General features: G+C 67.7%; 11 protein-coding genes. 4 read left to right on the top strand and 7 right to left on the bottom strand.

The features are described 5' to 3' along the window. Positions 1-189 precede the first annotated feature (189 nt). Positions 190-1,458 (bottom strand): citrate synthase, encoded by a 1,269-nt coding sequence (locus tag ASC66_RS16335; protein WP_055842414.1) that lies wholly within the window; start codon positions 1,456-1,458, stop codon positions 190-192. A gap of 258 nt (positions 1,459-1,716) precedes the next feature. Here ASC66_RS16335 and ASC66_RS16330 point away from each other — a divergent pair, with 258 nt between their 5' ends. Beyond that, entirely contained in the window at positions 1,717-2,898 is a 1,182-nt protein-coding gene (locus ASC66_RS16330; RefSeq protein ID WP_055842091.1) for a hypothetical protein, read from the top strand. A 224-nt stretch (positions 2,899-3,122) separates the two neighbouring features. On the opposite strand, the gene dapC is transcribed toward ASC66_RS16330, so the two are convergent. The 3 genes from dapC to ASC66_RS18505 form a co-directional block, all read right to left on the bottom strand. Then, positions 3,123-4,223: a succinyldiaminopimelate transaminase gene (dapC, locus tag ASC66_RS16325; RefSeq protein WP_286145601.1), complete on the bottom strand. Its 1,101-nt coding sequence runs from the start codon at positions 4,221-4,223 to the stop codon at positions 3,123-3,125. A gap of 13 nt (positions 4,224-4,236) precedes the next feature. Further along, positions 4,237-4,557 (bottom strand): ferredoxin, encoded by a 321-nt coding sequence (fdxA, locus tag ASC66_RS16320; RefSeq protein ID WP_055842089.1) that lies wholly within the window; start codon positions 4,555-4,557, stop codon positions 4,237-4,239. A 241-nt stretch (positions 4,558-4,798) separates the two neighbouring features. Further along, positions 4,799-5,716 carry a hypothetical protein gene (locus tag ASC66_RS18505; protein WP_235496978.1) on the bottom strand — a complete coding sequence of 306 codons (918 nt, stop codon included), beginning with the start codon at positions 5,714-5,716 and terminating at the stop codon, positions 4,799-4,801. 196 nt (positions 5,717-5,912) lie between these two features. On the opposite strand from ASC66_RS18505, the gene efeU reads away from it, so the two are divergent. From efeU to efeB, 3 genes are read left to right on the top strand one after another with little or no spacing between them, the layout of a single operon-like run. Further along, complete coding sequence (gene efeU, locus ASC66_RS16310; protein ID WP_055842085.1) at positions 5,913-6,770, top strand: iron uptake transporter permease EfeU; 858 nt, start codon at positions 5,913-5,915, stop codon at positions 6,768-6,770. 40 nt (positions 6,771-6,810) lie between these two features. Continuing rightward, complete coding sequence (gene efeO / locus ASC66_RS16305) at positions 6,811-7,989, top strand: iron uptake system protein EfeO (RefSeq protein ID WP_055842082.1); 1,179 nt, start codon at positions 6,811-6,813, stop codon at positions 7,987-7,989. A 10-nt stretch (positions 7,990-7,999) separates the two neighbouring features. Continuing rightward, positions 8,000-9,346, top strand: a complete 1,347-nt coding sequence (gene efeB, locus ASC66_RS16300) for an iron uptake transporter deferrochelatase/peroxidase subunit (RefSeq protein ID WP_055842080.1) — start codon at positions 8,000-8,002, stop codon at positions 9,344-9,346. Positions 9,347-9,615: 269 nt separating this feature from the next. Here the strand turns inward: efeB and ASC66_RS16295 are convergent, their stop codons facing one another. The 3 genes from ASC66_RS16295 to typA form a co-directional block, all read right to left on the bottom strand. Continuing rightward, the gene (locus ASC66_RS16295) at positions 9,616-10,071 is read right to left on the bottom strand and encodes a hypothetical protein (protein WP_157509834.1); all 456 of its coding nucleotides are present in this window, start codon (positions 10,069-10,071) and stop codon (positions 9,616-9,618) included. Between the two features lie 68 nt (positions 10,072-10,139). Next, positions 10,140-10,808: a M23 family metallopeptidase gene (locus ASC66_RS16290; RefSeq protein WP_055842074.1), complete on the bottom strand. Its 669-nt coding sequence runs from the start codon at positions 10,806-10,808 to the stop codon at positions 10,140-10,142. A 299-nt stretch (positions 10,809-11,107) separates the two neighbouring features. Then, entirely contained in the window at positions 11,108-13,018 is a 1,911-nt protein-coding gene (typA, locus tag ASC66_RS16285) for a translational GTPase TypA (RefSeq protein WP_055842071.1), read from the bottom strand. Positions 13,019-13,114 lie beyond the last annotated feature (96 nt).

Genomic DNA, 13,114 nt, shown 5'->3' with positions numbered 1-13,114 from the left:
GTTGCTCCTCAGCTCAAACAATGGGGCTGTGCTCCGGGCCCCATTTTCCGGGACCGATCGCGTTGAACCTGACGGTGGGGCCCGGAGCACAGCCCCATAACTCGACACCCCGCAACCCCGCTGAGCCCCGCTCCCGTTAACGCGGAAACGGCCGGGCACTCGAGGTGTGGCCGGCCGTTTCGCTGCACGCTAGCGCTGAGGGAAGTCGCGCGCGGGAGATCCCGTGTAGAGCTGCTGCGGGCGACCGATCTTCGTCTGCGCGTCCTGGTTCATCTCACGCCAGTGGGCAATCCAGCCGGGGAGGCGGCCGATCGCGAACAGCACGGTGAACATGTGCGTCGGGAAGCCCATGGCCTTGTAGATCACGCCGGTGTAGAAGTCGACGTTCGGGTACAGGCGACGCGACTTGAAGTAGTCGTCCTCGAGGGCGATCTGCTCGAGTTCCATGGCGATGTCGAGCAGCTCGTCCTTGACGCCGAGAGCGTCGAGCACCTCGTGGGCGCTCTCCTTGACGAGCTTCGCGCGCGGGTCGTAGTTCTTGTAGACGCGGTGCCCGAAGCCCATGAGCTTGACGCCGTGTTCCTTGTTCTTGACGCGCTCGACGTAGCGGGCAACGCCCTCACCCGAGTCGCGGATCTCGGCGAGCATCGCGAGAACGGCCTCGTTGGCCCCGCCGTGCAGCGGGCCGGAGAGCGCCTGGATGCCGGCGGATACCGACGCGAAGAGGTTGGCGTCCGTGGAGCCGACGAGACGCACGGTCGAGGTCGACGCGTTCTGCTCGTGGTCTTCGTGCAGCATCAGCAGACGCTCGAGCGCCCGCGAGACGGCCGGGTTCGGCACGTACTGCTCGGCCATGTTGCCGAAGTTGAGCTTGAGGAAGTTGTCCACGAAGCTCAGCGAGTTGTCCGGGTACAGGAAGGCCTGGCCGATGCTCTTCTTGTGCGCGTATGCGGCCATGACCGGGAGCTTGGCGAGGAGGCGGATGGTGGCCAGCTCGATGTCTTCCGGGTCCTTGGAGGTGAGGTCGCCCTGGTAGTAGGTCGACAGCGCCGAGACACCGGCGCTCAGCACCGACATGGGGTGGGCGTCGTGCGGCAGCGCACCGAAGAACTTCTTGAGGTCTTCGTGCAGCAGAGTGTGGCGGCGGATCTTGTCGTCGAAATCGGCGAGCTCGCTCGCGCTCGGCAATTCGCCGTATATCAGCAGCCAGGCCGTCTCGAGGAAGGTCGAGTGCTCGGCGATCTGCTCAATCGGATAGCCGCGGTAGCGGAGGATGCCCTGCGCGCCATCGATGTACGTGATCGCCGACTTGGTCGACGCCGTGTTCACGAAGCCGTAGTCGAGGGCTGTGAGGCCCGTCTGCTTGGTGAGGGTCGACACGTCCAGGCTGGCCGGCCCGTCGACTCCCTGAAGGATCGGGAACTCGGCGGTGCCGCCCGGGTAGCTCAGCGTGGCCATCACCGGCTGTGCCGGGGTGGTTGCCACTTCGGCCTCGGTTGTTTCGGCCTGTGCCTGCTCGACGTCGCCCACGGCGCCTCCTGAATCCTGGATGGTGGAAGGGGAAGAAAGATGATGGACGGGCACACGGTTAGCGCGCAGTCCGAGTTACAGCCTAATCCGCGTCGCAGCCTACTGTTGCATCCGCTCAAGAATGTGGGATTCCATTGGAGATAAGCTCCTGATTCGCCTCACCCGCGCGAACACTATGATCGCCGTATGACCACGAGGCGGGGGCTCGCGTGCTTCGGCATCGCCGCTGCCGTGACGCTGCTGCTTGCCGGATGCACGACTCCGGCTCCCGGCAGCTGGCAGCTCAGTCCGCTCACGGTCGGTGACGGCGCCTCCGGCGAGGAGGGGGATATCACCTTCGGAGTCTGGAACATCAGCGACGACACAGCCGGCGGGGTGTGGACGGAATCGGCCGGCTCCTGGCTCGGCGTCGCTGCGGACGGTTCGATCACCCGCTTCACTGAGGAGGCGAGGTACGGCCCGACCGCGCTCGACATCGCCGCACTCAACGAGACGATGCTCTACGTGCTCCGCCCGCTCGGCAGCGGAGTGCTGAACACGACGGTGGAACTCTTCGATACCGCGACGCGCGCCTCGGAAGCTGTCCTCACAGGCCAGCGCGTGCGGACCAGCCCGAAGGCGGCGCTGCCGTTCACCGCGGACGGACCCGCGTCGGTCGAGTCGCCCCTCGGCCCGATCACGAGTATCGACGTCGATCCGGACGGCCTGCTCGTCTTCGTGGAGCGGGTCGATGTGCACGAGGAGAATTCGGGCGCCTATGTGGTTCGGCGGATGACGCGGAACGGCGATCTCGAGACCCTGGCCGGTGCAGCGGGCTCGGCGGGGCCCGGCGCACCGGTGGAGGCGGTGATCACCCAGCCCGAGGACGGCGAGCAGCTGCGCGGCCGAGCGCTGGCTGCCGAATCCATCGACGTGTCGGCCGGTGACCCGCGTGGCGTCGTCGTTGGAACCGAGCACGGCGTGTTCCAGATCACGGCCGACGGGACGGCGCGTGCGATCGACGGGGCGCTCCCGCCCGTTTCCCCGCACCGCGCCGCGCTGGAGTACGGACCGGGCTATCGGGTGAGGCCCATCGACGCCGATGACGGGGGTTCGATCGTGCTGCCCGTCGCGGAGGAGACGGGTGCGGAGGCCCCCGTGCACATCACGGGTGGCTCTGCCCGGTTCCGGGAATTCGCCGACGGCTCCGGCGCCGGGCCGCTGGCGCCCGGGCTCGCCGTGTACGACACCGCGGCGGACCCGCCGCTCGGCTCGTCGCTGGCGTTGCGTCGCGCCAGGAGCGCGGTGTGGGTCGCCCCTGGCGTGCTCGTGGCGGTCATCCCCAGCCCAGGCGGCGAGTCCGCGCTCGCCCGCATCGAGCTGCCCTGATTTCGACAGGCTCAATCAGCGGGAGCACAGGCCCGATCAGCGGGAGCACGGGCTCAATCAGCGGGAGCACAGGCCCGATCAGCGGGAAGGTACCGCTGGTCGAGTAGGCCGTCTACGGCCGTATCGAGACCCTGACACTCGCCAAAACTCGACCCCGTGAGGTCTCGATACGCTCGTTCCTCGCTACTCGACCAGCGAAGCGGCGCGGAACAGCGCAGTGCAGCTCAGGAGCGCAGGCGCGCTGCGGCCTCCGCGATGCGCTCGTCGCTCGCGGTGAGCGAGAATCGCACGTGCTGCGGGTAGAAGTCGCCGTAGAAGGGGCCAGGGCCGGCCAGGATGCCGAGCTCGGCCAGCCGGTCGATCGTCTCCCAGGCGCCCTGCCCCTCGCTGCCCCAGAGGTAGAGCCCGGCCTCGCTGTGATCGATCGTGAAACCGGCATCCAGCAGCGCCGGCAACAACACCGCCCGCCGGGCACGGTAGATCTCGCGCTGGGCGTCGACGTGCGCGTCATCGCCCAGGGCCACGACCATGGCCTCCTGCAGCGGGGCAGGCAACATGAGGCCGGCGTGCTTGCGCACGGTCAGCAGCCGCTGGATCACTCCCCCGCAGCCTGCGGCGAATGCGGCACGGTATCCGGCCATGTTCGACTGCTTGCTCAGCGAGTAGACGGCCAGCACATTCGAGCGGTCGTCGCCGACGACGCGGGGGTCGAGGATGCTCGGAATGCGTTCGGCATCCCACGGCGCGTCCCAGCCGAGCTCGGCGTAACACTCATCGCTGACGATGACGGCGCCGAGTTCCCGTGCACGCTCGCGCGCGCTGCGGAGCTCATCGACGCTCAGCACGCGGCCGTCGGGGTTGCCGGGACTGTTCAGCCAGATGAGCGCGGTGTTCGCGGGCCATTCGGCCGGGTCATCGGAGGCGAGGCTCTCGGCCCCGGCGATCGCGGCACCGATGGCGTACGTGGGGTAGGCGGCGCGCGGGTGCACGATCACGTCGCCCTCGCCGACACCGAGCACGAATGGCAGCAGGGCCACGAGTTCCTTGGAGCCGATCGTCGGCAGCACGTTGCGCTCGGCGAGCCCGGTCACGCCGCGACGGCGTTCGAACCAGTCGACGATGGCGCGACGCAGTTCCGGCGTTCCCGCCGTCTGCGGGTAGGCGTGCGCGTCGGTCGCCTGAGCGAGGGCGTCGCGGATCAGTGCCGGGGTCGGGTCAACGGGCGAACCGATCGACAGGTCGACGATTCCGCCCGGATGCCGACGCGCCCGTTCGGCGAACGGCACCATCTGGTCCCACGGGTACTCCGGAAGCTCTCTCAGCACGAGGCGCCCGGGCTCAGTGAGCCTGAGGCGGAAGAACCGCGATCACCGGGTGGTCCTTGGCGATGACGCCGACCTTGGCCGCGCCGCCCGGGGAGCCGATGTCATCGAAGAATTCGACGTTGGCCTTGTAGTAGTCGGCCCACTGCTCGGGGAGATCGTCTTCGTAGTAGATCGCCTCGACGGGGCAGACCGGCTCACAGGCACCGCAGTCGACGCACTCGTCGGGGTGAATGTAGAGCGAACGCTCACCCTCGTAGATGCAGTCAACCGGGCACTCGTCGATGCAAGCACGGTCTTTGACGTCGACGCACGGAAGAGCGATGACATAGGTCACGGTGTTCAGATTCCCTTCACGAGCACGCCATTTCAAGCGTTGCGTCCAGTCTACGCGCGTGACAAACGACTCGCCCGACAGCGCCACTCCTCAAGGCAAGCGCTGCGTCCGGTTCTACGCGCGAGACAAACGACTCGCCCGACAGCGCCACTCCTCACGGCAAGCGCTGCGTCCGGTTCTACGCGCGTGACAAACGACTCGCCCGACAGCGCCCACGCTTGAGGCAGGCACTGCGTCCAGCCTACGCGCGCGGCTCCGGGCGAGCGGGCAGACGCGGCCAGGCGATGACGATCGCGGCAATGATCGCCGGGCCCATCGTCCAGGCCAGGCCGAGCGCGCCCTCGGGGATCAACACGGATCCGCCGGTGCTCCGCAGCGAGAGAACGAAGATTGTGAGGAGCATGCCGAGTGCGGTGAACAGCACCGTGACGCGGTCATGCAGAACCAGGCGGAGCCCGACCAACAACGCGGTGATGCCCAGCAGGCCGAGGATCAGGCCCCAGGGGACATCGAGCGGGCCGAGCTGCACCGTTGACTGGTGCGCGACCGTGCCCATTCCGGCAAAGATCACACCGACAACGAAGCCGAGCACGGCGGCGCCGATGCGATTTGCGGTGCTCGGCGGCTGCTCCACCTCGGCGTGCCCGCCACCGATCATCACGAATTGTTCGGTGGCGCCGAGCAGACGCGGCTCCTGATCATCGAAACTCACGGTGCGCTCCCGCACGCTCGCTCCCGGAAGCGCTGCCAGTGCGTCGCCCTTGGCGTCGAGCTGGTCGGAGACATCGACGGCGATGAGACGCTTGCCTGCCGGCATCCGCCCCGTCACCGCCAGGTAGACGGGCAGGTGGCGCGCGGATGCCTCGGCAACGGCCGCCGCGACGATGGCGCCAGCCCCGCCGCTCTCCTGGCCGGGCCCGAGTGCCGGCACGATGATCGCCGTGGCCTCCTGAGCGTCGAAAGCCGCCGAGACGGCGGCCCGGGCGTCGGCGCCGGTCATGGCCTGGCTGCGCGCCCCCATTGCCCAGAGACCGCCCTCGGCGGCGGCGTCGGCATCACCGGTGAGCACAGCGGCGCTCGAACCGGAATCAACGAGTCTGGCGATGGTGCCGCCGGCCAGGGCCAGTGCGTCACGGCCCCGGGGAAACACGAGGAGCACGCGCTCGTCTCGTCCGCTCAACACCACGTGGCACCCATTTCGCTCAGCAAGCTCGGTCGTCAGTCATCCTAACGATTCCCCGACTGGACAGGAGCCTTCCTCAGGTCTACGCTCGACCTCCGGACGGCTTTGCCATAAGGGTAGCCTTACCAAACTCTCAGACTTCGTCAGTCTTGCTCCCAGCCACGGAAGACCCATGTTCGCTAATTACCTGATCGGCCTGCGCGAAGGTCTCGAAGCGGCACTGATCGTCACGATCCTGATCGCATACATCGTCAAGATCGATCGCCGCGATCTGCTCGGCCGCATCTGGCTCGGCATCGGCCTGGCCGTCTTGCTCGCGCTCGGAATCGGCGCCATCCTGACCTTCGGCACCTACGGGCTGAGCTTCGAGGCACAGGAGGCGATCGGCGGAACGCTCTCGATCATCGCGACGGGCTTCGTCACCTGGATGGTGTTCTGGATGCTGCGCACCGCGCGCGACATGAAGGGCGCGCTGCACAGCAACGTCGACAGGCACCTCGACGGCACCGGCTGGGGGCTCGTGCTCGTTGCGTTCCTCGCCGTCGGTCGCGAGGGCATCGAGACCGCCCTCTTCATCTGGGCGGCCGTGCAGGCGACGGGCGAGACGACGATGCCGATCCTGGGCGCAAGCCTCGGCATCCTCACCGCCGTCGGCCTCGGCTGGCTCATCTACGCCGGCATGCTGCGCATCAACCTCTCCCGCTTCTTCACCTGGACGGGTGCCGCGCTCATCATCGTCGCCGGCGGAGTGCTCGCATACGGCGTGCACGACCTGCAGGAGGCCGGCATCCTGCCGGGGCTGCACAACCTCGCCTTCGACGTCAGCGCCTCGATCCCGCCGGACAGCTGGTACGGAACACTGCTCAAGGGCACTCTCAACTTCTCACCGGCGACGACTTGGCTGGAGGCCATCGTCTGGCTCGCCTACGTCGTGCCGACCCTCACGCTGTTCATCGTGAAGAGCCGCACGGGCAAACGCCCCGTCGCCCAGCCGGTGGCCGCGGCATCCGCCCCGCTCGCTCGCGCCTAGACCCCCGCACTCCCGCACACCCCACTCTGAGGAGACACCTGTGTCACGCCTAGTTCGTCCCGCCATCGCCTCCGCAGCAGCCGGCGCCGCCCTCCTGTTGCTCTCCGGCTGCGTCGCCAACACCTCCACAGCGGATGCCGACCACACCGCCATCACCGTGGACAGCAGCGCCTCGGACTGCGCCGTTGCCGCGGCAACCGCCCCGAGCGGCAACGTGCAGTTCACGGTGAGCAACTCGGGCACGCAGGTGACCGAGTTCTACCTGCTCGCCGAGGACGGCCTGCGCATCGTCGGAGAGGTCGAGAACATCGGACCCGGCATCAGCCGCGACCTCGTCGTGCAGGCACGGCCCGGCGACTACTTCACCGTCTGCAAGCCCGGCATGATCGGTGCGGGCATCGGCAAGGCGGCGTTCACCGTCACTGACTCCGGCCACGACTTCGAGGCCGATGCCGATCTGACCGCCCAGGTCGACGCGGCGAACGTCAACTACGCCGCGTACGTCAAGGACCAGATCGCCCAGCTGGTGAGCGGGACCGACGCATTCGCGGCCGCATACATCGCAGGCAACGACGACGAGGCCCGTGCCCTGTACGCCCCCACCCGCGTGCACTGGGAGCGCGTCGAGACCGTCGCCGAGTCCTTCGGCGACCTCGACCCGATGCTCGACCTCCGCGAGGCCGACCTCGAGGAGGGCCAGGAATGGACCGGATGGCACGCCATCGAGAAGGACCTGTGGCCGGCAGAGGCCGAGGCCGGCTTCGCCGCGTACACCCCTGAGCAGCGTCAGGCCCTCGCCGACAAGCTCGTCGAGGACACGGCGACGCTGAACGAGAAGGTGCAGGATCTCGAGTTCACGCTCGACATGCAGACCAACGGAGCGATCGGCCTGATGGACGAGGTCGCCAGCGGCAAGGTCACAGGCGAGGAGGAGTTCTGGTCGCACACCGACCTCTGGGACTTCCAGGCCAACGTCGACGGCGCGACCGTGCTCTACGGCGGCGTGCGCGACATCCTGCTGGCCAAGGACGCCGAACTGGCCGCAACCCTCGACGAGGAGTTCGCGGCGCTGCAGACCCTGCTCGACGCCCAGCGCGTCGGCGATGGCTTCCGTCTGTACACCGAGCTCAGCCCCGCCGAGGTCCGGGCATTCTCCGACCAGGTGAACGCCCTCGGTGAGCCGCTCAACCAGCTCACCGCGACGCTCGTGCTGAACTAACCTCGGAGTCATGAGCACTTCACACGATGGCTCCCCCGGCGTTCCCGCCGAGGGAGCCGCCGCGGCCGGATCCGCCCCCACACCCGACGCGCCGGCGCGCCAGGGGATCTCGCGCCGCGGCCTGCTCGGGCTGGCCGGCGCGACCGTCGCGGGCATCGGGATCGGCATCGGGGCGGACCGCGCCGTGAGCGCGGCATCCGGCTCGGCATCCTCCCCCGCCACGCGCAGCTACGCCTTCTACGGCGCCCACCAGGCCGGCATCGTGACGCCCGCCCAAGACCGCCTGCACTTCGCCGCGTTCGACATGGCCGGCGACGCGACACGCGCCGATCTGATCGAGCTGCTGCAGGACTGGACCGTCGCGGCCGCCGCGATGACTGCCGGGCAGGACATCGGCGAGTTCGGCGCCGTCGGCGGCAACTACGACGCACCGCCGTCGGACACGGGCGAGGCGCAGGGCCTGCCTGCCAGCGGGCTCACCATCACATTCGGCTTCGGTCCGAGTCTCTTTCGCGGGGCGGCGGATGCCGACCGCTTCGGCCTCGCCGGCAAGCAGCCGCCGGCCCTCCACCCGCTGCCGCACTTCCCCGGGGACATGCTCGACCCCGCGGCCTCCGACGGCGATCTGTGCATTCAGGCCTGCGCGGATGATCCCCAGGTGGCCGTGCACGCCATTCGCAACCTCACACGCATCGCCTTCGGCCGGGCGAGCCTGCGCTGGTCACAGCTCGGCTTCGGCCGCACCTCATCGACGAGCACCACCCAGGCAACACCGCGCAACCTGTTCGGCTTCAAAGACGGCACCGCCAATGTCAAGGCGGAGGAGACCGCGACGGTCGACAAGCAGATCTGGGTGAATTCCTCGGACGGTCCGGCGTGGATGAGCGGCGGGAGCTATCTCGTCGCCCGGCGGATCCGCATGACAATTGAGACCTGGGATCGTACGATCCTGCGCGAACAGGAGGCGGTCATCGGCCGCACGAAGGGCGAGGGCGCCCCGCTCTCCGGCGGTAGCGAGTTCACCGAACCCGACTTCGAGGCAACCGGTCGGGCCGACCAGCCGCTGATCGCCGAGACGGCGCATGTGCGACTCTCGCACCCCACCTCGAACGGCGGCGCGGCGATGCTGCGCCGCGGCTACAACTTCGTCGATGGCAACGACGAGCTGGGCAGGCTGAACGCCGGGTTGTTCTTCCTCAGCTACCAGCGCTCCCCCGAACAATTCATCACCGTGCAGTCCCAGTTGGCCAAGAACGACGCACTCAACGAGTACATCCGGCACGTGGGATCGGCGCTGTTCGCCGTTCCGCCCGGAGCCAGCCAGGGCGGCTACATCGGCGAGCCGCTGTTCGCCTGAGCGGCTGATCTCGGCCCGCATCACAGCGGACTCCACGCGCATCTGCACGCTGGCTCGAGGGAGCAGCAGAGGAACGAGGCCGCCCCCGAAGCCCTGAACGCCTGACCGGATCGGGCCGCTCCGGCCGGGCGCAGTGTCGCCGGATCCGCTGGTTGAGCCTGTCGAAACCGCACCAGCAGATTGAGCTGTCGAAACCGTTTCAATAGCGGTGACGGTCCCTGAGTTTGCCTGATTATTGGCTGCCGCCTTTCGGGATGCTGCGCATCCCGTTACTGCGTGATCGGCACGACCGTGTACAGCACGCCCTGGTCACTGCCTGCGACGACAACGGCGTAGTTCGCGTTCTGCGCGAAGTAGGCGCCGTTCGCCAGACCTTCGAGACCGGGGATGTTCTCGGCCGAGACGCCCTCCGGTGTGGAGAAGCCGGCCGCCTCAAGCTGAGTCTGCGCGTCGGCGATCGGGTCGGTGGCCTCGGACTTGATGATCGCGATCCAGCCGGCGCCATCCGGGTTCTTGCCGCCGCCGACGACGTCGCCCTCGATGACGGGCACCTCGTCCGGCCAGCCGCTCGGAAGTGCGCCGACGCTGACGTTGCCGCCGGATGCATCCTCGACTGCCCCGTTGACGATGCCGGAGACCGACGAGCAGGCGCTGAGAGCCGGGGCGAGCAACAGCGCAGCGACAATGGCCACTGGCACGGCTAGGCGGGTTCGAATGGTCTTCATCAGAGTCGTCTCCATCACACTGTCGTCCGGGCGAACGCCCGCCTCACAGACGAATTCTACGGGGTCACTCAGCCGGCGTTCTCAGCCAGCCAGGCATAGCCGTCGATCCGCACGCCATCCTCGTAGAACAGCTCGAAGTGCAGGTGAGGCCCGGTCGACTGGCCGGTCGTGCCGGTCAGGCCGATGAACTGTCCGGCCACGACGGCGTCGCCGACCGACATGCCGAGCGATCCGTACTGCATGTGCGAGTACGAGCTGGTGATGGTTCTACCACCGACGACATGCTGGATCTCGACGTGGGTGCCGAGGCCGCCACCGTCGTTGGTCGCCACAACGACGACACCGTCGGCGATCGACTGGATCGGCGTGCCGTCCCCGCCACCGAAGTCCACACCGTCGTGGAACGTGGAGCACCCGCCGCAGGGCGCATCGCGCGGGCCGAAGCCGCCGTTGATGCGCGCCTCGAAGGAGTATGGCCAGACGACCCCGCCAGCCACGGCGACGGGGGCCGCTGCCTGCGCGACGGCGGCAGGAACCGGCGCCGGCGCTGGCGCCTCTGCGCTGTACTCCTCGTGGTCGATCGTCGAGGTGGCCTCCGAGGGGCTCACCACCGACTGCGTCTCGCCGGAGAGGGCGCTGCTGAAGCTCGAGGCGCCGACCTCGCTCGTCGACTCAGAGAAGACGACCGCGTTGGCGGCGACGGCCGGCATGGCGGTGAAGCTGAGCACGGTGGCCATGGCAACGGCGCTGAGCGCGGTTCGAAGCAGGCGAGAGGCAGGGCGGGCTGACGGGGAACGGTGTGAAAGGAAGAAACTCATAAAGGCAGAGGGGTGCTGTACACAATCTCGTGGGGAACGCACCACGCGAATCGTGACGCAAGCAATCCGACGAGCCTAGAACGCTGTTCTGGGCGGTCAGGGTGCAAGTGCCGCAAGACTCCTGAGAGAAGCTCACAAAGCGCTGGGTGCCCACCGAAGCGGCCCGGCGCAAGAAAACGGCCACCGCGCGGTGCGCGGTGGCCGTCTTCGATCGGGACTTAGCCCTGGTTCTGCTTCTTCATGCGCGAGTAGGTGCGTGCACGCGCGGTCGAGTCGAGCTCAACCTTGCGGATGCGCACGAACTCGGGCGTGACCTCGACGCACTCGTCCTCGCGGGCGAACTCGAGAGCCTCTTCCAGCGTCAGCTTGCGCGACGGGGTCATGCGCTCGAAGGAGTCGGAGGTGGACTGACGCATGTTGGTCAGCTGCTTCTCCTTGGTGATGTTCACGTCCATGTCATCGGCGCGAGAGTTCTCGCCGACGACCATGCCCTCGTACACCTCCTGGGTGGGCTCGACGAAGAACGACATGCGCTCCTGCAGAGCCACCATGGCGAACGGGGTGGCGACACCGGCACGGTCGGCCACGATGGAGCCGTTCGTGCGGGTGACGATCTCGCCGGCCCAGGGCTCGTAGCCGTGCGAGACGGCGTTCGCGATGCCCGCACCGCGGGTGATCGTCATGAACTCGGTGCGGAAGCCGATGAGGCCGCGCGAGGGAACGATGAACTCCATGCGAACCCAGCCGGTGCCGTGGTTCGACATGCCCTCCATGCGGCCCTTGCGGGCGGCGAGCAGCTGAGTGATGGCACCGAGGAACTCCTCGGGGGCATCGATGGTGAGGTGCTCGAACGGCTCGTGGGTCTTGCCGTCGATCTTCTTCAGAACCACCTGCGGCTTGCCGACGGTGAGCTCGAAGCCTTCGCGACGCATCTGCTCGACGAGGATGGCGAGAGCGAGCTCTCCACGGCCCTGAACCTCCCAGGCATCCGGGCGGCCGATGTCGACGAGCTTGAGCGAGACGTTACCGACGAGCTCGCGGTCGAGGCGGTCCTTGACCATGCGCGCGGTGAGCTTGTGGCCCTTGACCTTGCCGATGATCGGCGAGGTGTTGGTTCCGATGGTCATCGAGATGGCGGGGTCGTCGACCGTGATGGTCGGCAACGGGCGCACGTCGTTGACATCAGCGAGGGTCTCACCGATGAAGATGTCTTCGAAGCCGGCGACGGCGACGATGTCACCGGGGCCTGCGCTCTCGGCGGGGAAGCGGTCAAGAGCCTTCGTGATGAAGAGCTCGGTCACGCGCACGTTCGAGACGGTGCCGTCGTGCTTGACCCAGGCCACGGTCTGGCCCTTCTTGATGGTGCCCTGGAAGATGCGCAGCAGCGCGAGGCGGCCGAGGAACGGCGAGGAGTCGAGGTTCGTGACCCAGGCCTGCAGCGGGTGCTCGTCGTCGTAGACGGGAGCCGGCACGTGCTTGAGGATCGCCTCGAAGAGCGGCTCGAGGTCGTCGTTGTCCGGCAGTGCGCCGTTCTCCGGCTTGTTCAGGCTGGCTGCGCCGTTACGGCCCGATGCGTACACGACGGGAACGTCGAGGATCGCGTCGAGGTCGAGGTCGGGAACATCGTCGGCCATGTCGCTGGCGAGACCGAGGAGCAGGTCCTGGCTCTCGGCGACGACCTCGTCGATGCGGGCGTCGGGGCGGTCGGTCTTGTTGACCAACAGGATGACGGGGAGCTTGGCCTCGAGCGCCTTGCGCAGCACGAAGCGGGTCTGCGGGAGCGGGCCCTCGCTGGCGTCGACGAGCAGTACAACGCCGTCAACCATGGAAAGACCGCGCTCGACCTCTCCACCGAAGTCGGCGTGGCCGGGGGTGTCGATGACGTTGATGACGATGGGGCCGTCGGTGGCGTGCTTGCCCTTGTACGAGACTGCCGTGTTCTTGGCGAGAATCGTGATGCCCTTTTCGCGCTCCAGCTCGTTGGAGTCCATGGCGCGCTCTTCGAGGTGAGCGTGCTCGGCGAAGGAGTCGGTCTGGCGCAGCATGGCGTCAACCAGAGTCGTCTTGCCGTGGTCAACGTGGGCGACAATCGCCACATTTCGGAGGTTATCGCGCGTGGCGAGTGCCATAAAAGTTTGTCCTTGGTCTGCTGTGGGTTGAATTGCGCCTCGCGGCGAGCACCCTGCTCGACGGGATCAGGCTGAGAAGAGCACTGATGAAGCGCG

Origin of the sequence: Leifsonia sp. Root4, from assembly GCF_001425085.1 — a bacterium.
GTDB lineage: Bacteria > Actinomycetota > Actinomycetes > Actinomycetales > Microbacteriaceae > Microterricola.
This window is presented reverse-complemented; position numbering and strand designations above follow the sequence as displayed.